19 protein-coding genes and 5 pseudogenes are annotated in these 22,662 nt (G+C 61.5%); 10 read left to right on the plus strand and 14 right to left on the minus strand.

Annotation, left to right across the window (positions count from 1 at the left end):
- Positions 1 to 58: 58 nt before the first annotated feature.
- Positions 59 to 224: pseudogene (locus WDN02_RS13720) on the minus strand (SRPBCC domain-containing protein); the annotation flags it as partial.
- A 62-nt stretch (positions 225 to 286) separates the two neighbouring features.
- Between WDN02_RS13720 and WDN02_RS13725 the strand changes: the two are divergent.
- Both WDN02_RS13725 and WDN02_RS13730 read left to right on the plus strand, forming a co-directional pair.
- Entirely contained in the window at positions 287 to 1,405 is a 1,119-nt protein-coding gene (locus WDN02_RS13725; RefSeq protein ID WP_337294034.1) for an AbrB family transcriptional regulator, read from the plus strand.
- Entirely contained in the window at positions 1,389 to 1,964 is a 576-nt protein-coding gene (locus tag WDN02_RS13730; protein ID WP_337294035.1) for a YbhB/YbcL family Raf kinase inhibitor-like protein, read from the plus strand. The genes WDN02_RS13725 and WDN02_RS13730 overlap by 17 nt, the downstream gene beginning before the upstream one ends.
- A gap of 77 nt (positions 1,965 to 2,041) precedes the next feature.
- Here WDN02_RS13730 and WDN02_RS13735 read toward each other — a convergent pair whose 3' ends face one another.
- A complete protein-coding gene (locus WDN02_RS13735; protein ID WP_337294036.1) occupies positions 2,042 to 2,899 on the minus strand; it encodes a fumarylacetoacetate hydrolase family protein in 858 nt (285 codons plus the stop codon).
- A gap of 172 nt (positions 2,900 to 3,071) precedes the next feature.
- Between WDN02_RS13735 and WDN02_RS13740 the strand changes: the two genes are divergently transcribed.
- Complete coding sequence (locus WDN02_RS13740; protein WP_337294037.1) at positions 3,072 to 3,896, plus strand: alpha/beta hydrolase; 825 nt, start codon at positions 3,072 to 3,074, stop codon at positions 3,894 to 3,896.
- A gap of 38 nt (positions 3,897 to 3,934) precedes the next feature.
- On the opposite strand, the gene phaC is transcribed toward WDN02_RS13740, so the two are convergent.
- Positions 3,935 to 5,794: a class I poly(R)-hydroxyalkanoic acid synthase gene (phaC, locus tag WDN02_RS13745; protein ID WP_337294038.1), complete on the minus strand. Its 1,860-nt coding sequence runs from the start codon at positions 5,792 to 5,794 to the stop codon at positions 3,935 to 3,937.
- Between the two features lie 262 nt (positions 5,795 to 6,056).
- Between phaC and WDN02_RS13750 the strand changes: the two genes are divergently transcribed.
- A complete protein-coding gene (locus WDN02_RS13750; protein ID WP_337294039.1) occupies positions 6,057 to 6,512 on the plus strand; it encodes a hypothetical protein in 456 nt (151 codons plus the stop codon).
- Here WDN02_RS13750 and WDN02_RS13755 read toward each other — a convergent pair.
- From WDN02_RS13755 to rpsF, 9 genes and pseudogenes are all read right to left on the minus strand, one after another.
- A complete protein-coding gene (locus WDN02_RS13755; protein ID WP_337294040.1) occupies positions 6,478 to 7,257 on the minus strand; it encodes an SDR family NAD(P)-dependent oxidoreductase in 780 nt (259 codons plus the stop codon). The two genes, WDN02_RS13750 and WDN02_RS13755, sit on opposite strands and share 35 nt — an antisense overlap.
- 23 nt (positions 7,258 to 7,280) lie before the next feature.
- A pseudogene (purF, locus tag WDN02_RS13760) lies at positions 7,281 to 8,778 on the minus strand (amidophosphoribosyltransferase).
- A gap of 229 nt (positions 8,779 to 9,007) precedes the next feature.
- Positions 9,008 to 9,609 (minus strand): annotated as a pseudogene (locus WDN02_RS13765) (CvpA family protein).
- Between the two features lie 113 nt (positions 9,610 to 9,722).
- Positions 9,723 to 11,188, minus strand: a pseudogene (gene radA, locus WDN02_RS13770) (DNA repair protein RadA).
- A gap of 63 nt (positions 11,189 to 11,251) precedes the next feature.
- Positions 11,252 to 12,741, minus strand: a pseudogene (locus WDN02_RS13775) (replicative DNA helicase).
- A gap of 346 nt (positions 12,742 to 13,087) precedes the next feature.
- Positions 13,088 to 13,651 carry a 50S ribosomal protein L9 gene (rplI, locus tag WDN02_RS13780; protein WP_337294041.1) on the minus strand — a complete coding sequence of 188 codons (564 nt, stop codon included), beginning with the start codon at positions 13,649 to 13,651 and terminating at the stop codon, positions 13,088 to 13,090.
- A 12-nt stretch (positions 13,652 to 13,663) separates the two neighbouring features.
- Positions 13,664 to 14,728, minus strand: a complete 1,065-nt coding sequence (locus tag WDN02_RS13785; protein WP_337294042.1) for a DUF2232 domain-containing protein — start codon at positions 14,726 to 14,728, stop codon at positions 13,664 to 13,666.
- A 149-nt stretch (positions 14,729 to 14,877) separates the two neighbouring features.
- Positions 14,878 to 15,126 carry a 30S ribosomal protein S18 gene (rpsR, locus tag WDN02_RS13790; protein ID WP_337294043.1) on the minus strand — a complete coding sequence of 83 codons (249 nt, stop codon included), beginning with the start codon at positions 15,124 to 15,126 and terminating at the stop codon, positions 14,878 to 14,880.
- On the minus strand, positions 15,126 to 15,572 hold the full coding sequence (gene rpsF / locus WDN02_RS13795) for a 30S ribosomal protein S6 (RefSeq protein ID WP_337294044.1): 447 nt from the start codon (positions 15,570 to 15,572) through the stop codon (positions 15,126 to 15,128). The genes rpsR and rpsF overlap by 1 nt, the downstream gene beginning before the upstream one ends.
- Before the next feature lie 326 nt (positions 15,573 to 15,898).
- Between rpsF and WDN02_RS13800 the strand changes: the two genes are divergently transcribed.
- The gene (locus WDN02_RS13800; protein WP_337294045.1) at positions 15,899 to 16,186 is read left to right on the plus strand and encodes a hypothetical protein; all 288 of its coding nucleotides are present in this window, start codon (positions 15,899 to 15,901) and stop codon (positions 16,184 to 16,186) included.
- Positions 16,187 to 16,216: 30 nt separating this feature from the next.
- Here the strand turns inward: WDN02_RS13800 and WDN02_RS13805 are convergent, their stop codons facing one another.
- Entirely contained in the window at positions 16,217 to 16,414 is a 198-nt protein-coding gene (locus WDN02_RS13805; protein WP_337294945.1) for a PsiF family protein, read from the minus strand.
- Positions 16,415 to 16,561: 147 nt separating this feature from the next.
- Entirely contained in the window at positions 16,562 to 16,912 is a 351-nt protein-coding gene (locus WDN02_RS13810) for a hypothetical protein (protein ID WP_337294046.1), read from the minus strand.
- A gap of 243 nt (positions 16,913 to 17,155) precedes the next feature.
- Here WDN02_RS13810 and fabD point away from each other — a divergent pair, with 243 nt between their 5' ends.
- From fabD to mltG, 5 genes are all read left to right on the plus strand, one after another.
- Positions 17,156 to 18,106: an ACP S-malonyltransferase gene (gene fabD, locus WDN02_RS13815; protein WP_337294047.1), complete on the plus strand. Its 951-nt coding sequence runs from the start codon at positions 17,156 to 17,158 to the stop codon at positions 18,104 to 18,106.
- Positions 18,107 to 18,123: 17 nt separating this feature from the next.
- Positions 18,124 to 18,861, plus strand: coding sequence for a 3-oxoacyl-[acyl-carrier-protein] reductase (fabG, locus tag WDN02_RS13820; protein WP_337294048.1), 738 nt, complete (start codon positions 18,124 to 18,126; stop codon positions 18,859 to 18,861).
- A 256-nt stretch (positions 18,862 to 19,117) separates the two neighbouring features.
- Entirely contained in the window at positions 19,118 to 19,360 is a 243-nt protein-coding gene (locus WDN02_RS13825; protein ID WP_115837552.1) for an acyl carrier protein, read from the plus strand.
- Between the two features lie 143 nt (positions 19,361 to 19,503).
- Positions 19,504 to 20,772 carry a beta-ketoacyl-ACP synthase II gene (gene fabF / locus WDN02_RS13830; protein WP_337294049.1) on the plus strand — a complete coding sequence of 423 codons (1,269 nt, stop codon included), beginning with the start codon at positions 19,504 to 19,506 and terminating at the stop codon, positions 20,770 to 20,772.
- A 166-nt stretch (positions 20,773 to 20,938) separates the two neighbouring features.
- Positions 20,939 to 22,633 (plus strand): endolytic transglycosylase MltG, encoded by a 1,695-nt coding sequence (gene mltG, locus WDN02_RS13835; protein WP_337294050.1) that lies wholly within the window; start codon positions 20,939 to 20,941, stop codon positions 22,631 to 22,633.
- The last annotated feature ends 29 nt before the right edge of the window (positions 22,634 to 22,662 follow it).

Raw genomic sequence — 22,662 nt, forward strand, 5'->3', positions numbered from 1 at the left:
CAATGGTAGGCATAAGCTTAGCTTCTGTCACCTTTGTCGCAGCATGCCTCGAAGGTCTTCAATCTCCGTTCGCCAAAACGTGCTCCAGGTTCGCGAAGAACTTCTGCCAGCCGAATTTGGCGCCCTGATAAGCCTGTTCCTGATCGGGTCGGAAGCCGACCCGTTCCGCGCAGATGCGTCCCGGCGCTTGTCGGCGCAAGTGTCCATGTCACGACACTCTCAAGCCTATGGCTAAATATATGAAGCTAAACTTTACAGCTTATCTTCATATATGTTATCTCCGCACATGACCCACGAAAATGCACCCGACGGACTCGCCCGCACGCTCACTCTCGCGGGCAAGCCCCGCGTTCTTCAATGGCTTGTCCTCATCCTCATCACATTCCTGGTCATCGCGATTTTGGAGCGCGTACATCTTCCGGCGGCGCTGCTGCTCGGTGCGATGGTCGCGGCCATTTTCGCCGCCGCACAGGCGGCCGAGATCAAGGTGCCGGGCGTCGCTTTCATTCTCGCGCAGGGCACCGTCGGCGCCATGGTCGCACGGGTGCTGAAACCGTCGATCCTGACGGAAATTCGCTCCGACTGGCTATTGTTTTTCGTCGCCGTTTTTGCCGTGATCGCCGCCAGCGCGGCGCTCGGCTGGCTGTTGGCATGGCGGCGCGTCTTGCCCGGCTCGACCGCTTTGTGGGGCTCGTTCCCGGGCGCGGCGACGGTGATGGCCCTTATGGCCGAGGCCTATGGCGCCGACATCCGCCTTGTCGCGCTGATGCAATATCTGCGTGTGGTCTGCGTCGCGATGACGGCCTCGCTCGTCGCGGCGATCTGGGCGCATGGCGGCGGCCCGGTCGCGCCGATCGAATGGTTTCCGCATCTCGACCCGAAATCTTTTGCCGAGACGCTGCTACTTGCTTTCGGCGGCGCGCTGATCGCGCCGAAACTGCGCATTCCCGCCGGCTCGCTGCTTTTGCCGCTGGCGCTCGGCGCTTGGCTTAACGGCGCGGGCATCGTCACGATTCAGCTACCGCCGTGGCTGCTTGCCATGAGCTATGCCGTGGTTGGCTGGAGCATTGGCCTACGTTTCACGCGGCCCATTCTCGTTTACGCCGCGCGTGTTCTGCCGCGCATCCTTTTGTCCATCGTCGCGTTGATCGTCATCTGCGCTCTGTTCGGTGTCGTTCTGGCGAAAGTGGCGCATGTCGACATGCTGACGGCCTATCTCGCGACAAGTCCGGGTGGTGCCGATTCCGTCGCGATCATTGCCGCTTCGACCAAGGTCGATGTCCCGTTTGTGATGGCTCTTCAGACCGCGCGCTTTGTTATTGTGCTGTTGATCGGGCCGCGGCTGGCGCGGTTCGTCGCCGAACACACCGGGTTCGCGGAGACGCCCCATGAATCCAAAGTTTGAGCGTGCCATCGGGAAATTGCTGCGCGGTGTACGCGCCAACGAAAAATATCTGGCCCTCAACGATCATCGCTTCACCACGACGCCAGTCAGTATTTCGCTGACAAGTTCGGCGTTTGTCGAAGGCAGCGCCATGCCGAAGCGTTATGCGGGGCAGGGCGTCGGCGACAATCTTTCGCCGCCCCTCGGCTGGGCCGATCTGCCTGCCGCGACACGCGAACTCGTCCTCATTATGCAAGACCCCGATGCGCCGCTGCCGCGTCCAGTGACGCATGTTGCCGTGACCGGTATTCCGGTCGGCTGGACAGGATTGGCTGAGGGCGCGCTTGCCGCGACGGCCGGGCCGCCGCTTGCCTTCGTGCAGGGCAGCTTCGGCCGCACCGGCTATGCAGGGCCGCGGCCGGTCCTCGGCCACGGCGCGCACCGCTATGTGTTCCAGCTCTTTGCCTTGAGCCGCAGCCTCGTTCTGCCGCCACAGCCCAAGCTCGATCTCGTGCTGAGCGGCATCGCCGATACGTTGCTGGCGCGCGGCGTTCTGGTCGGCACGTACGAGCGAAGTTAGCCGTCATTGCGAGGAGCGAAAGCGGCGAAGCAATCCAGTCTTTTCTCTGGATTGCTTCGCTCCGCTCGCAATGACGACTACAGCCCGCGCCGCCAGGCGATGACCTCCGCCCGTTGTTCGCCAAGGCCCTCGCCGCCGAGTGTCACGATATCGCCGGGCTTGAGCCAGACCGGCGGCTTCATGCCCATCCCAACGCCGGGCGGCGTGCCGGTGACGATCACGTCGCCGGGCTCCAGCACCATGAAGTGCGAGAGGTACGACACAAGCTTGCGGACGTTGAAGATCATCGTCTTCGTGCTGCCCGTCTGCCGCCGCTCGCCGTTGACGTCGAGCCACAAATTGATGCGCTGCGGATTGGGAACCTCGTCGCGAGTCGCGAGCCAGGGACCGAGAGGCCCGAAGCTCGGCGCGCCTTTGCCTTTGCCCCATTGGCTGCCGCCGCGATCGATCTGAAAGCTGCGTTCGGACACGTCATTGGCGAGGCAATAGCCGGCCACGTGATCGAACGCGGCACGCTCGCTGATGTAATGCGCGCGTGCGCCAATGACGATCGCGAGTTCAACTTCCCAATCGAGTTTCTCGCTACCTTTTGGCTCGATGATCGGATCATGTGGGCCGCTGATCGAATTGGCTGCTTTGAAGAAGACGATCGGCTCTTTCGGGATCGGTAAGCCGGCTTCCGCAGCGTGGTCGCCGTAGTTGAGACCGATGCCGATGTAATTGATGGGTCGGGCGACGGGTGCGCCGAGGCGGGGGCGGCCACGAACAAGCGGCAAGCGCGACAGCCGCGTGCGGGCGAGTTTCTGAAGGAATTTGTCGCCGAGATATTCGCCGGTGAAATCCGGCACGATGGTGCTGACGTCACGGATCTTGCCATCCTCGTCGAGGAGTCCGGGCTTTTCCTTGCCGGGTTGTCCGTAACGTACGAGTTTCATTCCACTTCCCCCCAATTGTTCCGTGAGATTGTTCCATAGACCGCCATGGGCTGGCCGTCGAGAGCCGTGCGCCGCGTGCTGGAGCGGGCAAAGCTGATAGAAAACGACATAAACCCGCGCGATAGTCGCCCGCGGAAGCCGGGCGGTACCCGGCGAACCTGGAGTACAGCGCATGAGTACGGTCAAGACCAAGGACGGCGTCCACATCTTCTACAAGGACTGGGGCAAGGGCCAACCGATCGTGTTCAGCCATGGCTGGCCGTTATCGGCCGATGATTGGGACGCGCAGATGCTGTTCTTCCTCAATCACGGTTATCGCGTCATTGCGCATGACCGTCGTGGCCATGGGCGCTCGACGCAAACGAGTGATGGTCATGACATGGATCATTATGCCGACGACCTTGCGGCCGTGGTTGAACATCTCGATCTGCATGATGCCATTCACGTCGGCCATTCGACCGGCGGCGGCGAGGTGGTGCATTATCTTGCGCGCCACGGCGAAGGGCGCGCCGTCAAGGCAGCGCTGATCAGCGCGGTGCCACCGTTGATGGTGAAAACGGACACCAACCCCGGCGGCTTGCCGAAAGCGGTCTTCGATGATTTGCAAGCGCAGCTCGCCGCCAATCGCTCGAAGTTCTATCGCGATCTGCCGGAAGGGCCGTTCTACGGCTACAACCGGCCTGGCGCGAAATCGTCGGAAGCGACCATCGCAAACTGGTGGCGTCAGGGCATGATGGGCGGCGCGAAAGCGCACTACGATGGCATCGTCGCCTTTTCGCAGACCGATTTCACCGAGGACTTAAAGGAGATCAATGTGCCGGTGCTGGTGATGCACAGCGAAGACGATCAGATCGTCCCTTACGCTGATGCAGGTCCATTATCCGCGAAACTGCTGAAGAACGGCACTTTGAAAACCTACAAGAATTATCCGCATGGCATGCCGACGACGGAAGCGCCGACGATCAACGCCGATCTGTTGGCTTTCTTGAAAGCCTAACAAGTGACGCCGCGCTGGGATATCCGGCGCGGCGCTGACTACGCTTTCGCGCGCACATAAGTGCCGGGCGCATCGCAGAGCGGCATAAGCGCATCGCCGCCGGGTTCGCGCGCCGCCACCTTTTTCGGAGCTTGCGCGGCGATCCATTCGGCCCAATCCGGCCACCAGCTTCCGGGATGTTCTTTGGCCGCCTTCAGCCAATCCTCGTACGTGCCGTTCAGCGCGCCGCCCGTCCAATATTGATATTTCGGCTTGGTGACGGGGTTGATGACGCCGGCGATATGGCCGGAGCCGGCGACGACGAAGCGCACATCGCCGCCAAACATGCGCATGCCGGTGAAGACTGAACTTGCGGGTGCGATATGATCCTCGCGCGTCGCGAGGCTGTAGGTCGGAATCTTGATATCGGGCAAATGCACGGCCTCGCCGCGGATGTTCAGCCGCCCGCGGCTCAATTTATTTTCGAGGTAGCAATTGCGCAGATAGAACGAATGGCAGGCCGCCGTCATCCGTGTCGCATCGGAATTCCACGTCAGGAGATCGAATGCCATCGGCGATTGGCCGCGGATGTAATTGTTGACGACGAAAGACCAGATCAGATCGTTCGGCCGCAGCATGTTGAAGACGTTCGCCATCTTGGCGCCGTCGAGATAGCCTTTCTCGGCCATGCTTTCTTCGAGGGCGCTGATCTGGGCTTCATCGATGAAGACGCGGAGGTCGCCGGCGTCGGCAAAATCGGTTTGTGTCGTGAAGAATGTCGCGCTTGCGATGCGGCGGTCGTTCTTGCGCGCCATATAAGCGAGCGCGATCGAGAGTAGGGTGCCCCCGACACAATAGCCGAGCGCATTGACTTCGGATTCACCCGTAACTTCGGCGATGACGTCGAGCACCGTCATGATGCTCTCGTCGATATAGGCCTCGAAATCCTTGTCGCGATGGCGTGCGTCGGGATTGACCCAGGAGATCAAAAAGACCGTGTGGCCCTGCTCGACGGCATAGCGAACGAAGCTTTTGTCCGGGTTGAGATCGAGGATGTAGTATTTGTTGATCCACGGCGGGACGATCAGCAGCGGCCGTTTGAACACCGTCTCCGTCGTCGGCGTGTACTGGATCAATTCCATCAGATCGTTGCGGATGATCACCTTGCCCGGAGTTGCCGCCATGTTGACGCCGAGCACGAATTTCGAGGAATCGCTTTGCCTGATGCGCAGCGAACCATTGCCAGCCTTGATATCGGCGGCGAGATTGGCGATGCCGCGCGCAAGATTGTCGCCGCTCGACGCGAGCGTTTCGTGCAGTAGCTCCGGATTGGTCGCGACGAAATTCGACGGCGATAAGGCGCTTGCCAATTGCCGCAGATAGAATTGCGCCTTGAGCTTCGTCATCGGGTCGGTCTCAGTGCGCGCGACGAGATCCTCGACCCATTGTGTTGCGATGGCGTGGGCCTGACGCAGGAAATCAAACAGCGGACTTTCCTGCCATTGCGGTGCGGCAAAGCGCTTATCGCCCGGCGCGACCGGAACGACAGGTCGCACAATTTCGCCGGACATGCGGCGGAACGTCTGCTCCCATAGCGAAAGAAAATGCTCGGCAAGCTCGGCGCGCGCCGCGTTCGTGCGCTCGATGTCCGAGAGCCAATATTCGGCGATGCGGCCGAAGGCCTGAACCGCATCGACGACGCTTTCGGAAAAGCCGCTCACCGACCGATCGGCCTGCGGCCGCAACATGACAGACAGCGCCTGGCCACCCTGTTCGATGAGCGTGGCAAGATTTTTCGACAGCCGGGCGAAATCGATCTTCGGGGCGTCGGCGATGGACGGTTCGACCTGCGGCAGAACTGTCCGGTCGGGCGCGGCTACAGGCTTGGTCAATTCCGGCGGCAACACAGCCTCGTTCACGGACGCTTTCCTCCCGGCAGCCGAGCGGGGCCGCCCCGCCCCCGGGGCGCGCTTCTGGCTGGGGCTGCGTGCCCTTCGCCGCTTGGCCGTTGCTGTTTCCTTAACCACTCAACCACCGCGCCATGATAGGGCTTTATTCCCTCCTTAGGGAATAGGGGTCGCGGGGCTGCGGGACAACCGCGCATTAAGCCGGACATGTAGAGAGATGTGGACTTCCCGGACGGCATTTCAAATAGGTTTGGGAATAGCTCTATCAGGGCTGTTGACCCTTGCTTCAGCGCAAGCGCAGCAAGCCGATTCGTCTCAGCCTGCGGCTTCGTCTCACCCCCCCGCGAAAAAGACGCCACAGCCTTATGGCGGCGGCACGCCGCTCGACGTCATTCTGCATAACAAGTTCTGGGTGACTCCGCCGCCGATGGCCCCCTTCGTGAAGGCGGCGCGGCCGCCCGAGGCGACGCTCGAATATACGCCGACCTCCGAAAAGGAGGCGAAGCGTCCGGCATTACGCGATGCGGCGCAGTTGCAGCAGTTGCAAGACGAGCTCGAAGACGGCGGTGCGCATAATGAAACCGTCACGAAGGCGAAGGTCCGGCATTTTCAAGCCGTGCCGAAAAAGGTCGTGGCGAAGAAAGTCGCGACAAAGAAGCTGAAGAAAAAGACGCTCGCATCGTCACCAATGCGTATTACACCGACATCGGTTGCGGACCCGCGAAGCTGAGAATTTCATCGCTCGGGAAGTCGTACAGTTTGCCGGTTTGTACCGATGACGGCAGCAGGAATTGCAAAAGCTTTGGCGCCAGATCCTCGGGCGTCTTGAGCGTCAACGGGTCTTCGCCTGGCATGGCCTTGGCGCGCATCCGCGTACGTAGCGGCCCCGGATTGGCCAGCATGACTTTTACGTTGGAGGTTGTCTCGGTCTCTGCAGCATAGGTCCGCGCCAAAGCATCGAGCGCAGCTTTGGAAACGGCATAGCCACCCCAATAGGGCCGGTAGTCGGCGCGGTGCGCTATGCCGGACGTGATGAACAGAACCCGTCCTGTCTCGGCCGCCCGCAGCGGCATATCGAGCGCGCGGATCAACCGCCAGTTCGCGGTGACGTTGACGGCGATGACTTTGTCCCAATCTTGCGGATCGATATGCGAAAGCGGCGTGACGGCGCCGAGTTCGCCTGCGTTGCCGACGAAGATGTCGAGCTTTTTCCATCGCTCGTGAATGGCCGCGCCGAGACGGTCGAGCGCGTCGAAATCCGTCAGGTCACAGGGGACGAGTGTCGCCTCGCTGCCCGCAGCACGAATCGCATCGTCAAGCTCTTCCAGAGCGCCCTGGGTACGGGCGAGGGCGATGACATGCGCACCGGCGCGGGCGAGTTCGAGAGCGAGCGCATGGCCAATGCCGCGCGAGGCACCGGTGACAAGCGCCACGCGACCGGAGAATGGCTGCGCCCGAGGACTCTGCTCAGCCATGTTGGATCTCTAGATGATTGCGGTTAGCCGACTTCCGCGAGGAGCGAGAGCTGCGATTTCGTCTCGCCAGCGACGTCGGTGAGATTGGTGGGATAATCGCCCGTGAAGCAATGATCGGTGAATTGCGGCCGCGCCGCGTCACGCGCCGGTTCGCCCATCGCCCGGTAAAGCCCGTCGACCGACAGAAAGGCGAGCGAGTCGCAGCCGATATAATCGCGCATCTCATCGAGCGAATGCGTCGCGGCGAGCAGCTTGTCGCGCTCGGGCGTATCGATGCCGTAATAATCCGGATGGGTGATGGGCGGCGAGGAAATGCGGAAGTGAACTTCGCGCGCGCCCGCCTCGCGCATCATCTGGACGATCTTCACCGAGGTCGTGCCACGCACGATCGAATCATCAATGAGGATGATCCGCTTGCCGGCGACTGCGGCGCGGTTGGCGCTGTGTTTGAGACGTACGCCGAGTTCGCGGATGGATTGGGTCGGCTGAATGAAGGTGCGGCCGATGTAATGATTACGAATAATACCGAGTTCGAACGGAATGCCGGATTCTTGCGAGAAGCCGAGCGCCGCGGGCACGCCGGAATCCGGCACCGGCACAATGACATCCGCGTCGATCGCCGTTTCTCGCGCAAGCTGTTTGCCCATCGCCTTACGCACTTCGTAGACCGAGCGGCCGTGGACGACCGAGTCGGGGCGGGCGAAATAGATATATTCGAAGATACACGGCCGCGCCGGCCGTTTGGGGAAGGGATGGAGGCTTTCGATCCCGCTCTCCGAGATCACGACGATTTCGCCGTTCTCGATGTCGCGGATGAAACGCGCCCCGATCGTATCGAGCGCACAGGTTTCGGAGGCGAGGATATAACAACCGTCGAGCTCGCCCAGAACGAGCGGGCGGATGCCGAGCGGATCACAAGCCCCGATCAGCTTCTTGTTCGACAGGCAGACCAGAGAATAGGCGCCTTCGATCTGGCGCAGCGCCTCAATGAACCGTTCGATCAGGCGGGGACGGCGGCTGCGCGCGACGAGATGCAGAATGACTTCGGTATCGGAGGTCGATTGAAAGATCGCGCCATCGTTGACGAGATTGCGGCGCAGCGTCAGGCCGTTGGTCAGATTGCCGTTATGAGCGACAGCGAAGCCACCGGAGCTGATCTCGGAAAACAGCGGCTGGACATTGCGGAGAATGGTCTCGCCGGTGGTCGAGTAACGCACATGGCCGACAGCGCGCAGGCCGGGGAGGCGTTCGATCGTGGATGCCTTGGAGAAATGTTCTCCGACGAGGCCGAGCCGGCGCTCCGAATTGAATCTGTGGCCGTCGAAGCTGACGATGCCCGCCGCTTCCTGTCCGCGATGTTGCAGGGCATGGAGGCCTAGCGCTGTGATCGCCGCCGCCGAGGGGTGCCCGAAGATGCCGAGAAACGCCGCATTCTTCGCGCAGCCGGTCGGCTTCAAGGTCGAGAGGAGGAAAGTAATCGGACCCCGGCCTCGATTGCCTCGGCCGAACTTCAGTCGCCACATCCATGGACCTGTCTCACGGTTCGCTTGGCAGCGTGACGTCGTCGTCGACGATTCACTGAATTGTCACGGCAATCACATAGTATGCGGCGCTGCAATTACCAATGATTTTAAACGCCCGATGCCGGGTTAAACCCAAAATATCGTCAAGGGTTTCACATCGTACCGAGCACGGCTTAAGTCGAAATTTCCTTACGAAACAAGCTCTAACGCGTCCTTACGCTCAATCCTTATTCTGCGGCGCCGGTGCGGGCGCAGATGTACCGGGCGAAGGTTGTCGCAGGCGCGGCGACATGCGGCGGCTGGGCGGGCGAACCGGGCGTCGGCGTGGCGCCCGGCGCAGGCGACGTATCGCTGTCGGGTGCCGCCTCTTCGCTCGTGGGCTTGGCTTTCTTCAATTTGTTCAGGAGACCTTCGGGATCATCCGGCAGCAATCGCCATCAGCTCTTCGCCGGTGGATTGCAGGAGCGGCTTCAACTTGGCGTCCTTGACCCATACGGGCTGCGTCTTTTCCGGCACAAGCCAGTTGAAGAAGGCAAAGCGATGACGCAGAGCAAAAGCCCGCGCAGCGCGCCGAAGACAAAGCCCAGCGAACGGTCGAGTGGGCCGACTTTCGAATCGAGGATGGCGTCGGAAATTTTGACGGTGATGATCGAGACGATGATCAGCGTGGCGAAAAGACAATCGCGGCCGCGACAGCCAGCGCAATGGTATCTTTGCTGATGTACGGCTTCACGAAGGGCAGCACGAGCGGATGAAAGTAGATTGCCGCCACTGCTGCTGCGCCCCAGGAAGCGATTGCCAGCACTTCGCGCGTGAAGCCGCGGACCATGGCGAGGACCGCCGAGATCAGGACGATGGCGATCACGCCGAGATCGAGAATAGGGGAGCATTATGGCCTCATGTCCGACTGGGGCCGCTATATAGCGAAGCGTAAGTCTCGCGTCACCCTGCGGTTGGCTCCTTGCGCCGTGCCTGTTGTGTTTTGGGCGCAGCGATAAAAGCAACGAGATCGGCGACTTCGCTGCAGTTTTTTCAACAGCATTGTCGTGTCGACGGCCGCGCCGTCCTGCGAAGGCGGCACAATGGCTTGCGTAAAGCCAAGCTTGGCCGCCTCCTTGAGCCGTGTTGCAGCATGAGCCACGGGGCGAATCGCGCCAGACAGGACCAATCTCGCCGAAGAAGACGCAAATGCGGCGGCAGGCTTTGTCCAGTCAGCGATGAGACCAATGCCGCGGCGGCGGCGAGGTCGGCGGCGGGTTCGTTGATACGCAGCCCCCCCGCGACATTGAGAATAAACGTCATGCTGGCCGAGCCGTAATCCCGCGCGCGCTTCGAGCACCGCGATGGATCATGGCGAGCCGATTCTGATCCCAGCCGACGACGGCGCGGCGCGGCATCCCGAGCGGTGAGGGCGCAACAAGCGCCTGGATTTCGGTGAGCAGCGGGCGCGTTCCTTCGAGCCCGGCGAAAACGGCGGTGCCCGGTGTCGCCTCGGCGTGACCCGACAAAAAACAGCGCCGAAGGATTGACCACTTCGGCGAGGCCGCGCCCGGTCATCTCGAACACGCCGATTTCATGCGCAGCGCCGAACCGGTTTTTTGAGCGCGCGCAGGAATGCGAAAATCGCGGCCGCCTTCGCCTTCAAACGAGATCACGGCATCGACCATGTGCTCGACGACGCGCGGGCCGGCGATCTGGCCATCTTTGGTGACATGGCCGACGAGAATCACGGCGGTGCCGGTCGTCTTGGCATAGCGAATCAGCGCCTGCGCCGCGCCGCGCACCTGTGTCACCGTGCCCGGCACTGAATCGACCACGTCGGTCCACATGGTCTGGATCGAATCGATGACAAGGAGGGCTGGCGGCCGTCTTTGCCGGAGCGTCGCAACGATGTCCTCGACTTTGGTCTCTGCGGCGAAGCCAACCGGCGCCTGCGCGTGGCCCAGGCGATCGGCACGCAACCGCACCTGATCGATCGCCTCTTCGCCCGAAATATAGACGACGCCCAACCCCTGCGTGGCGAGCGCTCCGCAAACCTGGATCAGGAGTGTCGATTTGCCGATGCCGGGCTCGCCGCCGAGCAGAAGCACCGAGCCGGGCACGAAGCCGCCGCCAGTCACGCGGTCGAATTCGCCGATGCCGGTGGACGACGCGGGGGCGCTGGCTCACTGGCACCGCCAAGGTCGGACAGAGCGAAGACACGGCCCTTGCCGCCGGTCAGCGCCGGCGGCGCTCCGGCGTTTCGGCGATTCCTCGATCATCGAATTCCAGGCGCCGCACGAATCACAGCGGCCCTGCCAGCGCGGCGCGACGGCGCCGCAGCTTTGACAGACGAAAGAGGTGCGAAGTCTTGGCCACTTATTCTCCCAGTACGGGCCCTCGCGGTCATTGCGAGCGAAGCGAAGCAATCCAGAAAACCAACATAAGAACTGGATTGCTTCGTCGCATCACTCCTCGCAATGAGGGGCCCGCTAAATGCGCGCCGGCAAATCCTCTTCATGCGCCAGATTGCCGAAACGCGTCATCTCCGCCTCGAAGGCGAGTTCGATCGTGCCGGTCGGGCCGTGACGCTGTTTGCCGATGATGACTTCAGCCCGGCCGAAGGCGCTCTCCATCGCCGTCTGCCAGGTCAGGAATTCTTCCGTGCCTTCGCGCGGCTGTTTGTTCTTGAGATAATATTCTTCGCGATAGACGAACATCACCACGTCAGCGTCCTGCTCGATTGAGCCGGATTCACGTAGATCGGAAAGTTGCGGCGCTTGTCGTCACGCGATTCGACCTGACGCGAGAGCTGTGAAAGCGCCACGATCGGGACGTTCAATCCTTGGCGAGCGCCTTGAGGGTCGTGGTGATATCGGTCAATTCCTGAACGCGGCTGTCCGCTGCGCGACTTTCGAGCCCGACAGCAATTGAGATATTCGACAATCAGAAGATCGAGCCCCCGCTGGCGCTTGAGCCGCCGCGCGCGGGCGGTCAATTGCGCGATCGAAATGCCGCCGGTCTGGTCGATGTAGAAAGGCACGCTCTGCATATCGCGCGCGGGCCTGCGCGACGCGGTGAAACTCTGATTCAGTGATGTCGCCGCGGCGGATCTTGTACGAGGGCACGGCCGATTGTTCGGCAATGATACGTGTCGCCAATTGCTCGGCCGACATTTCGAGCGAGAAGAAACCGACGATGCCGCCATTGGTCGTTTCGTGCGACCCGTCCGGCCGCGTGGTGAACTGATAGGCTTTGGCGATATTGAAGCCGATGTTGTCGCGAAGGCGGTTTTGCCCATGCCGGGTCGGCCGGCGATGATGACAAGATCGGACGCCTGTAAACCACCAAGTTTGTTGTCGAGTTCGTAGAAACCCGTGCCGAGGCCCGAAAGCTTTCCGTCGCGTTCCCAGGCTTTTGCCGCCATATCGACGGCGATCGCGAGCGTGTCGGAAAACCGCTGGAAACCGCCATCGTAACGGCCTTGTTCGGCGATTGCATAGAGCTTGCGCTCCGCCTCTTCGATATGATCGCGCGGCGCCGCGTTGATTGGCGCATCGAAAGCGCTGTTGACGATGTCTTCGCCGATGATGATCAGATCGCGCCGCACCGCGAGATCATGGACCGTGCGGCCGTAATCGGCAGCGTTGATGATCGTCGTCGCCTCGGCCGCGAGACGGGCGAGATATTGCGCAATGCTGACGCCACCGAGATCGTGTTCGCCCAGAAAAGTTTTCAGCGTGATCGGCGTCGCGAGTTTTCCCGCGCGGATCAATTGCGATGCGATATCGAAAATGCGGCGGTGAAGCTCTTCAGCGAAATCCTGGGGTTTCAGGAAATCCGAGACACGGTCGAAAGCGTCGTTGTTGACGAGGATCGCGCCGAGCAGCGCCTGTTCCGCCTCGATATTATGCGGCGGCACCCGATAGGCGGGATCATTGCTTTGGGTGGTGGCGAGAGCAGTCGATGAATTGGCGGCCATGATTATCTTAGCGAATCACTGTCGCGAGAAATTCGGAAGCCGCCTTTTTGGCACGCGCTCCGCTCAGATTGGAATCAAATTCAACCAGCCGAGGGGCGCGTCCCGCAATCCACAAAACGAAAAGATTCTACGGTCGTGGCCTGCACGGCGCTGGACTTTCCGATCCCATTGATCCGTCGCACGGATTTGCAAGAGCGCCATCATGGCCGGGCTTGTCCCGGCCATCCACGTAGAATTTATAAGTTCTGCAGGGCGTGGATGCCCGGCACAAGAGTGTGCTCGGGCTGCCGAAGGCAGACCCGAGTGCCGGGCAATGGCATGACGCGGGCAACGCCGTGAGTGCGGCTTAGTCTTCGTCGCCGCCAGCTTCGGCCAAGGCCGCGCCGACTTCGAGGCCGAGATCCTGGATCGTGGTTTCCTCGACGACGTTGATCGCTTCGCCCTTGGCTTGGCGCTCTGCCTCTTCCGGCGAACGGGCGACGTTGATCGTGACCTTCGCCTCGACTTCCGGATGCAGATGGACGGGGACCGTATGCAGGCCAAGCGTCTTCATCGGCGCGACGAGTTCGATCTGCTCACGCGAGACCTTGAAGCCACCAGCGCTGACCGCATCGGCAACGTCGCGGGCGGAGACCGAACCGTAAAGCTGGCCTGTCTCGCCCGCCTGGCGGACGATGATGAAGCTCTGGCCGTTGAGCTTCTCGGCGACGGAGCTCGCCTCGCCCTTTTCGTGCAGGTTGCGGGCTTCGAGATCGGCCTTTTGATCCTGGAAGCGCTTCTTGTTCGCTTCCGTGGCGCGCAGCGCCTTGCCGGTCGGCAAAAGGAAATTGCGCGCATAGCCATTCTTCACGCGAACCGTTTCGCCCATCTGGCCTAATTTGGCGACACGTTGCAGCAGGATAACGTCCATAAGAAAATTCCTTCAGTTCATCTTGGGGGAAATGGCGACCGAATCTTTCCGGTCGCGCAGCGAAAAGCCGGCCTCGAGCAGGCCAAGCAGGGTGAAGGGTGCCAAAGACCACGGCATGAGCGGCACCACAAACAGGTAGACGAGAAAGAGCAGATTGTTGCGCAGCCGCAGGCCGAGCGTCACCACATGGATGACGGCGAGGCCCTGCAGCGCAAAGGCAACGCCAAGCACGCTCGCTGCGAGGCTGGCGACGAGGCCGATTGCACCGCCGGCAAAGATCAGCCCGGCCGCGGCGACGAATACGAGCGCGAGCAGGCGCGGGACGCGAAATTCGCGGGCGACATTCGGCCACGGGACTTGCAGACGTTGCGAGATTTGCGCAACGCGCCCGGCGAGCCAGAGATTGACCAGATAGATCACGAAGATCACGCTGGCGGCGATGGCCGGGAGCGCCGTCGCGAGGAAACGGGCGAAACTATCGATCGCGTTGGCATGCAGCAAATCCGCGCCGGCTTCCTGTTTCAAGACCGGGCGGATATTTGCAGCCACTTTGTCGACCAAGGCGGCGAAATCCTCGTGTCCGAGGACCATCGTGGCGAGCGTTCCACCGACGACAAGAAATGCGAAGGCCGCCGCGGTCACGATGACCAGGCTCAGCCGCGAACCTTCCTCGACCGTATCGGGCGGCGGTTCCGGCAGAAACGGCAGGATCGGCATGCTGCGCGAGACGCTCGCGACCCGCGCCAGCCACCACGACGGCAGCCCCTCGCAAATAAGAAAGAGGATGCCATTGACGCCGGCTCCCGCGAACGTGGCGACGCTCACATCCTGAGGATTGGCGGCGACGAGCAAAGCGACGAGCGTGATAAAGCCGGCGAGCACCGCGCCAAGGCCGGTGACATGGCCGAAGCCGATCGTCGCGATCATCAGCGGCAGTGGCGAGAGATAGGCGAGCAGCAAAGCGGGCACGGAGCCCTGGAAGGCCGCGAGCAAAAGCAGCGTCGCGGCGAGGCCGCTGCCGAAGGCGACCGCACCGCGAACATCGGATGCTTGCTTTTGTTTTTGCTTGTTGACCATCGCCGAGCTGTCCCGCCTTCGCGGTTAGGGAGAGTTCTCCCAGCCGAGCCGCCGGGCTGTGCCGGCGGCTTTATGCGTCGAATATTGAAGTGTTTTCGAGCGAAGTGGTTACCCGGTTCGCAAGAAGAAAACACGTCAAAACGAAAGAATTACCGGATCACGTAAGGCAGAAGCCCAAGGAACCGGGACCGCTTGATCGCCTTCGCCAGCTCGCGCTGCTTCTTGGCGGAAACCGCCGTGATGCGCGAAGGCACGATCTTGCCGCGCTCGGAAATATAGCGCGAAAGGAGCCGCGTATCCTTGTAGTCGATCTTCGGCGCATTGGGGCCGGAGAACGGGCAGGTCTTGCGACGGCGGAAGAAGGGGCGCCGGGCCGGTGATGCTGCGGTCGTTGCCATCAAAAAGCTCCTTCGTCCACACCGGCCTCGTCGCGCGGACGGCGCGGGCCTCTATCACCACGATCGCCACGATCCGGGCGAGGACCACGGCCGCGATCGCCGCGGTCACCACGATCGTCGTCGTCGCGCTTGCGCAGCATGGCCGACGGGCCGGCCTCAAGTTCGTCGACGCGGACGGTCAGGAAGCGCAGCACGTCTTCGTTGAGGCTTTCCTGGCGCTCGACCTCGGTCAGAGCGGCGGCCGGCGCCTCAATGTTCAGCAGCGTGAAATGCGCTTTGCGGTTCTTCTTGATCCGATAGGCGACGGATTTGACGCCCCAATATTCGGTCTTCTCGATCTTGCCGCCGTGCGCCTCGATGACGCCTTTGAATTGCTCGGTCAAAGCTTCCACCTGCTGGGCGGAAGCATCCTGACGAGCAAGAAATACATGCTCGTAAAGAGCCATGATCTTGCCTTTCTGTTGCGCGGCCGGCGCAGAGCCCTTCGAGCCCCGGAAAGGCTCGAACGAACGAAGGCGGAGACACTGGAAGACGAATTTTCGAGAAATTCTGCGTATCGTTTCCGCATCATCTGGTCCAAAAAGTCTTGCAACTTTCTGGGATGAGGCGCGACACGCCTTCCGTTCAGCCCCCGGCCGAGACCGCTGTCCGCGAGCCATATGCCCGCGGGAAGGGGGCTTTATACGCAGAACGGCGGCGAAATCAAGAAATCTTGCGCCCGGGGCGATGCCGATTCTATAGGCGGCCCTCCAGCGGGTTGCTATGTTGGCGCATGCTTTGTGCGACCGGCAAAATCCTCAGATTGGCTTTCGGCGCTTATCTCGGCGCAAGTGCGGCCGCCGCTCCGGCTTTGGCGCAGAGCGGCAATGGCTACGGTCTGTCCGGCTTGAAATCTTATGACGCATCGCTCGCGCCGCCAGCCAATGGGCTCGCCAGGGTGATCCGGTCGGAAAATCAGAGTCCCGCCTCGACGCCGCGGAAATTCAAGCCGGATATCGGCCCAGCCGTTACCGTACATGCCTTCGGCGAAGTGATCGTCGATAGCACGATGCGCCGATAGGCGGCGGCGCGGAGCCGCCGCCCGGCAGAATTATTTGCCGTGCTTGCAGGCCGAGCGGAATTTCTTGCGCGCCTTGCCGTGCAGGCCCTTGGCGTCAGCCTCTTTCGAGCATTCGAGCGATTTAGCGGTATGTGCCGGTTTCGCCGCCGTCGACGACGACGTGCCGGCGCTTTGCGCGAGAACCGGCGACGCGCCAAAGCCGGCGAGGGCAGCACAAAGCACGAGCATGGAAATTTTTTTCATTAAACCCTCCTCACTGAATGGCTTTCGTTTGCCACTGATTGGGAGGCGGACAATTTCATCCCGTAAATGAATGCATCATGAAGTCGAGGTCGTACGAAGGTGCAATCCGCGAGCGTGCAGCCATGCTCGTGCTTAAGCGCTCGGCCCCCATTCGCCACTGGCGCGAATCCGCCAGGCCTTCACGCCCGCCTTGGCGACGACGGTGCGTCCGGACTTGGCGACGGCGACGAGATGTTTGAAGATCAGCGGATTGTTGCGCCAGGCGAGAGGTTTATCGGGGTCGCAAACAGCCTGATATTGTTCGGAATCCGCATCCTCCATGAGGATCGTGCCGCTGCGATCCGGACGCAGCTGCGGGCTAAGGGTGCGATCGGTCTTCCACAGGCACTCATAGTCGCGGCAAACATCTGGACGCGAATGATAGATGCCGCAGCCGTCGCCGAGCTTGCAATTCGGGCAATAAGGGCCCGCCGGCTTCGTCAATTCTTCGATCTCAAGTATTTTACAGCACATACTGCAGGTGCCACAGGCTTTGCCTGGAATGTCCATATTGAGGTTCGCTCCGCCTATGATCGATCGCAGATTCGGCATCATGGCGTGCTGCATCGCGGAGGCAATAGAAATTCCACCGGGCGCCGCGCCGTCACCAGAAACTTGACTTGCCCGTTAACCGGTGTCAGTCGGCAGCGCCGAGAACAGCCAGAGTAATAGAGCGGAAGCGCGCGTATGGCGAAAGCATTTGTATTTCCGGGTCAGGGTTCGCAGGCCGTCGGCATGGGCAAAGCGCTCGCCGAAGCTTATGCGCCGGCACGGCAGGTTTTTGCGGAAGTCGATGAGGCCCTGCATCAAAAGCTCTCGGCATTGATGTTCGAAGGGCCGGAGGCCGAACTGACTTTGACCGCGAACGCGCAACCCGCGCTGATGGCCACGAGCCTCGCGGTTTTACGCGTGCTTGAGGCGGAAGCGGAACTCGATCTTGGCCGCGATGCGGCGTTTGTCGCCGGCCATTCGCTTGGCGAATATTCTGCGCTCGCGGCCGCCGGTTCGTTTTCGATTCCTGATGCCGCGCGATTGCTGCGGCGGCGTGGCGAGGCCATGCAGCAGGCCGTTCCGGTTGGCGTTGGCGCGATGGCGGCTCTGATCGGTCTCGATCTCGACGGGGCGATTGAGGTGGCGAAAGCCGCGGCGGAACAAACCGGCGAAGTCTGTGCTGTGGCAAATGACAATGGCGGTGGCCAGGTCGTTATTTCCGGCACTAAAGTCGCCGTCGATGCGGCAATCGAAATTGCTAAGGGCAAGGGCGTACGCCGCGCCGTCCCTCTTGCCGTATCAGCGCCCTTCCATTGTCCTTTGATGCAGCCTGCTGCCGACGCAATGGCTGTGGCGCTGGCCGAGGTTGAGATCAGGCGGCCGAAGGTGCCGCTCGTTGCCAATGTGCTCGCGGCGGCCATCGAGGACCCCGAAGACATTCGCCAGCGTCTCGTGGCGCAGGTCACGGGCACGGTGCGCTGGCGCGAGAGCGTCGCCTATATGGCCGCGCATGGTGTCGATACGTTCATCGAGCTTGGCTCGGGCAAAGTTCTCACCGGCCTTTTGAAACGGATTGTCGCCGACGCGCAGGGTTTCGCGGTCGGCACACCCGACGAGATCGCCGCGTTTCCGTCTTCTTGCGTATGAAAGTCTGAGGGCCGCTCATGTTTGACCTTTCCGGCCGTATGGCCCTCGTCACCGGCGCCAGCGGCGGTCTTGGCTCCGCCATCGCGCGCGCCTTGCACCATCAGGGTGCGACGGTCACGCTCACCGGCACCCGCGAAGAGGCGCTCCAGACTTTGGCGGCCGAATTGAAGGAGCGCGTTTACGTCGTGCCATGCAACCTCGCCGATCCAGCCGCCGTCGAGCAATTGGTGCCCGAAGCGGAAGCGGCGATGGGTGGTATCGATGTGCTCGTCAATAATGCTGGCCTGACGCGCGACGGACTCATGATGCGTATGAAAGATGCCGATTGGGACAACGTGCTGGCGGTGAATTTAACCGCGACGTTCCGGCTCGCGCGCGCGGCTTTGAAGCCGATGCTGAAGCGCCGTTGCGGCCGCATCATCAGTATTACCTCGGTCGTCGGCGTCACCGGCAATTCGGGGCAGGCCAATTATGCCGCCTCGAAAGCCGGAATGATCGGCCTGTCGAAGAGCCTTGCCCGCGAAGTGGCCGCGCGCGGTGTGACAGTGAATTGCGTTGCGCCGGGTTTCATCGAAAGCCCGATGACCGATGTTCTGACCGATGCGCAGAAGTCGGCCATTCTTTCGACGGTGCCGACAGGCCGGCTCGGCTCGGCGGCGGAAATTGCCGGTGCAGTCGTTTATCTGGCGAGTTCGGAGGCTGCGTATGTGACCGGGGAAACGCTCCACGTAAACGGTGGAATGGCAATGATTTGAGGTTGTTATGTCGGTTCGCGGCGGCCAGGGTCCGGCCCTCGCCAATACGAATGAAGTATGTTACCAACCGAATATCTGCTTACGGACGGTCCTCTCATCTTTCTGTGGGACCGGAAAAAAGCTTAGGAAATCTGCCGCAGTTTTCGAGAAACGTGATCAGGCAATGAGGGCGTCAGCCTTCGGGGGGCTTGATTTAAGATGTATTTTTGATAACGGCTGGCACCCACTTAAAGATTAAGGACGAAGGGTTAAACGAATGAGCGATGTTGCCGAGCGCGTGAAAAAGATTGTCATCGAACATCTCGGCGTGGACGCCGACAAGGTCACCGACGACGCGAATTTCATTGAGGATCTGGGGGCGGACTCGCTCGATACCGTTGAACTCGTGATGGCTTTCGAAGAAGAATTCGGCGTCGAAATTCCGGATGATGCGGCTGAATCCATTGTCACCGTCGGCGATGCGGTTCGCTTCCTCGACAAGGCAACGGCTGCAAGCTGATCTGAGCGGCGCCGCCGCGCGATATGATGGTTCCGGCGGCATTTTCCCCAATTTTCCCCGTGCCGATTGCGATTTGCCAATCTGGCACGGCGGTGGAATAGAAACCACGCGGGCAGAGCGCCCGGAGGAGTGGACGATCTGCGATGCGCAGAGTGGTAATAACTGGTCTTGGAATGGTCTCGCCGTTGGCCAACGGCGTTGAAGCATCGTGGGAGCGCCTGATCGGCGCACAGAGCGGTGCCCGCCTGATTCAGGGCTTCGAAACCTCCGATCTGCCCTGCAAGATCGCCATGCAGGTGCCGCGTGGCGATGGCAGCAACGCGACCTTCAATCCAGATCAATGGATGGATCCGAAGGACCAGCGCAAGGTCGACGATTACATCATCTATGGTGTTGCGGCGGCCACCCAGGCTTTGGCCGACGCAGGCTGGAAACCCCAGACCGAAGAAGAGCGCGAGCGGACCGGCGTTCTCATCGGCTCCGGTATTGGCGGTCTCGGCGGCATCGCGGAGACGGCAATCACGCTGCACGAAAAAGGCCCGCGGCGCGTCTCGCCGTTCTTTATTTCTGGCCGCCTGATCAATCTCGTCAGCGGCTATGTCTCGATCATGCACGGCCTGAAAGGGCCGAACCATGCCGTCGTCACCGCCTGTTCGACCGGCGCGCACGCGATTGGCGATGCGGCGCGAATGATCGCGCTCGAAGACGCCGATGTCATGGTGGCGGGCGGGGCCGAATCGGCGATTAACCGCATCGGTATCGCCGGCTTTTCCGCCTGCAAGGCGCTTTCGACCAATTTCAATGACAGGCCGAAGCAGGCGTCGCGGCCCTATGACAGGGATCGCGACGGTTTCGTCATGGGGGACGGCGCCGGCTGCGTCGTGCTCGAATCTTATGAGGGCGCGAAGGCGCGCGGCGCGAAAATCTATGCCGAAGTCGTCGGTTACGGTCTTTCCGGCGACGCCTATCACATCACCGCGCCCGATCCGACCGGCGACGGCGCGCTCCGCTCGATGCGCGGGGCCGTGAAGCGCGCCGGCATCACCGCGCAGGATATCGATTATATCAACGCCCACGGCACTTCGACGCCTCTGGGCGACGAGGCGGAGCTTACGGCCGTCCATAAGCTCCTCGGCAACAGCCAGGGGATGAGTTCTTTATCGATGTCATCGACCAAATCGGCGATCGGACATCTGCTTGGCGCGGCGGGTGCGGTCGAGGCGATTTTCTGCACTTTGGCGATCCGCGATCAGATCGTGCCGCCGACCCTCAACCTCGACAATCCTTCGGTGACAACGTCGATTGACCTCGTGCCGCATAAGGCGCGCAAGCGTGAGGTGGAATTCGCGCTCTCGAACTCCTTCGGCTTCGGCGGCACCAATGCCAGCTTGATCCTGAAGGCGGTCGCGTAAAGTCCAAGCCAAATTTCCTCCGCAAATAGCTGGAATTGTCCCAGTTTGGTGGGGCGCTCTCCGGCGCGGGTTGTTTGCCGCTGTGGCCGTATTTCGTGTAAGACTGATGCGCCCAGCACATGGATAAGGTTCGATGGCAGGCTCGCCGCAAAATGACGGAGGCGCATTGACGCGCCAGGGGGCCGACGACGGGGAACCGCCGGCGCGGTTCTTCGGCCGCCGTCCGAAGCTCCAAAGTCCGAACGAGGCGCTACAGCCGGAGACGCCGCCGCCGCCGCCGTCCCCGCACAAACGCCGGCCAACATTGTCGGCCATGTCCGGCTTCCTGTCCTTTCTCCTTCTTGTCGCTTTCGGCGCATTGTTTGGCGTCGTCTGGGGCGCGCATCGCTTGCAGCAGCCGGGCCCGCTGCCCACCGATAAGGTCCTCTATATCCAGCCGGGCACGGACGTCGCCGATATCGTCGCCCAGCTTCAGGAAGAGGGGATGATCGACGGTCCGCTGCTCTTCAACATCGCGCTCGTCGTTGAGGGCGACCGGTCGAAGGTGAAGGCGGGCGAATATCTCATCCATCACAACGCCAGCATGCGCGAGGTAATGGATACGCTGGTGTCCGGCCGCCAGATCCTCCACCCGGTGACGATTCCGGAAGGGCTGACCAGCCAGCAAGTCGTCGACAAGCTGCGCGCGAACGATCTCCTGATGGGCGATATTCGCGAAATCCCGCCGGAAGGCAGTCTTCTGCCGGAGACCTACAAAATTGCGCGCGGTATGCCGCGGGCCGATCTGATCCGGCTGATGCAGGAGGACGACAGAAAACTCGTCGCCGAAATCTGGGCGAATCGTTCGCCGGATCTGCTGCTGACGTCGCCGTATGAAATGGTGACACTCGCCTCGATCGTCGAAAAGGAAACCGGCAAGGCTGATGAGCGGCCGCATGTCGCTTCTGTCTTCCTCAACCGTCTCCACAAACATATGCGGCTGCAATCCGATCCGACGATCGTTTACGGGATCATGGCAGGCCGCGGCTCGCTCGGCCGGCCGCTGACCCATGCGGATGTCGAGCAAGCATCGCCCTACAACACTTATGTGATCGAAGGCCTGCCGCCAGGGCCGATTGCCAATCCTGGTCGTGCCGCGCTTGAAGCCGTCGCCAATCCATCGCGCACGAGCGATCTTTATTTCGTCGCCGATGGCACAGGCGGCCATGTGTTCGCCGCTTCGCTCGATGAGCACAACCGCAACGTCGCGCGCTGGCGGCAGATTCGGAAAGACGCGAAAGACAAAGCCGGGTCGGACTCGGATGTCGATAAATATGTGCCGCCTGATCATGGCCAGCGCAGTGATAATGACTCGTCTGTCTATGGCGCGTTGCCGACGTCGTTCAGCGCGGCGGACCAGAGCGGCGTGAGTTCCTATGCGTCGAGTCTCGGCATGGGCGCGACCGCCGCGGCGATCGCGCAGGTTGCGCCGGCCTTGCCGCACGAAGCGGCTGCCGCGACGACGGCCGCCGATCCCGTCGTCGCCGACGCCGTTTCGACGCAGGCTGCCGAAAAGCCGGCGCCGGGCTACGGCCCGAGCCTCGATGATCTCGGCATTACCGTGCGTGGAATGGATCAACCGGCGAGCGCGAAAAAACTGCTCGATGGGCCGGTCGATAGTTCCGCCTCCGTTGCGCCGGCCGATCCGCAAGCCTTCGCCGATGCGGCGGTCGGGCCAGCACCGAACGGACGCCAACCGCCGGCCCATCCGCACATTATCGATGCCTCCGAGGGCACGCCGCTCGATCCTTTGCGCAATACGACCTACGATTTGAATTATGCCAAGACGGTGCCGTCGGCTTCGCAACTCAAGCAGCCGTAACCTCAGAGAAAACGAGCTCCATTGACTAT

It is taken from the genome of Methylovirgula sp., assembly GCF_037200945.1.
In the GTDB taxonomy this organism is placed as follows: Bacteria; Pseudomonadota; Alphaproteobacteria; order Rhizobiales; family Beijerinckiaceae; genus Methylovirgula.

Coding starts and splice junctions, on each gene's coding strand:
- WDN02_RS13725 (WP_337294034.1), top strand. CDS start 287: ATGACCCACGAAAATGCACCCGACGGACTCGCCCGCACGCTCACTCTC.
- WDN02_RS13730 (WP_337294035.1), top strand. CDS start 1,389: ATGAATCCAAAGTTTGAGCGTGCCATCGGGAAATTGCTGCGCGGTGTA.
- WDN02_RS13735 (WP_337294036.1), bottom strand. CDS start 2,899: ATGAAACTCGTACGTTACGGACAACCCGGCAAGGAAAAGCCCGGACTC.
- WDN02_RS13740 (WP_337294037.1), top strand. CDS start 3,072: ATGAGTACGGTCAAGACCAAGGACGGCGTCCACATCTTCTACAAGGAC.
- WDN02_RS13755 (WP_337294040.1), bottom strand. CDS start 7,257: ATGGCTGAGCAGAGTCCTCGGGCGCAGCCATTCTCCGGTCGCGTGGCG.
- rplI (WP_337294041.1), bottom strand. CDS start 13,651: ATGGACGTTATCCTGCTGCAACGTGTCGCCAAATTAGGCCAGATGGGC.
- WDN02_RS13785 (WP_337294042.1), bottom strand. CDS start 14,728: ATGGTCAACAAGCAAAAACAAAAGCAAGCATCCGATGTTCGCGGTGCG.
- rpsR (WP_337294043.1), bottom strand. CDS start 15,126: ATGGCAACGACCGCAGCATCACCGGCCCGGCGCCCCTTCTTCCGCCGT.
- rpsF (WP_337294044.1), bottom strand. CDS start 15,572: ATGGCTCTTTACGAGCATGTATTTCTTGCTCGTCAGGATGCTTCCGCC.
- WDN02_RS13800 (WP_337294045.1), top strand. CDS start 15,899: ATGCTTTGTGCGACCGGCAAAATCCTCAGATTGGCTTTCGGCGCTTAT.
- WDN02_RS13805 (WP_337294945.1), bottom strand. CDS start 16,414: ATGCTCGTGCTTTGTGCTGCCCTCGCCGGCTTTGGCGCGTCGCCGGTT.
- fabD (WP_337294047.1), top strand. CDS start 17,156: ATGGCGAAAGCATTTGTATTTCCGGGTCAGGGTTCGCAGGCCGTCGGC.
- fabG (WP_337294048.1), top strand. CDS start 18,124: ATGTTTGACCTTTCCGGCCGTATGGCCCTCGTCACCGGCGCCAGCGGC.
- WDN02_RS13825 (WP_115837552.1), top strand. CDS start 19,118: ATGAGCGATGTTGCCGAGCGCGTGAAAAAGATTGTCATCGAACATCTC.
- fabF (WP_337294049.1), top strand. CDS start 19,504: ATGCGCAGAGTGGTAATAACTGGTCTTGGAATGGTCTCGCCGTTGGCC.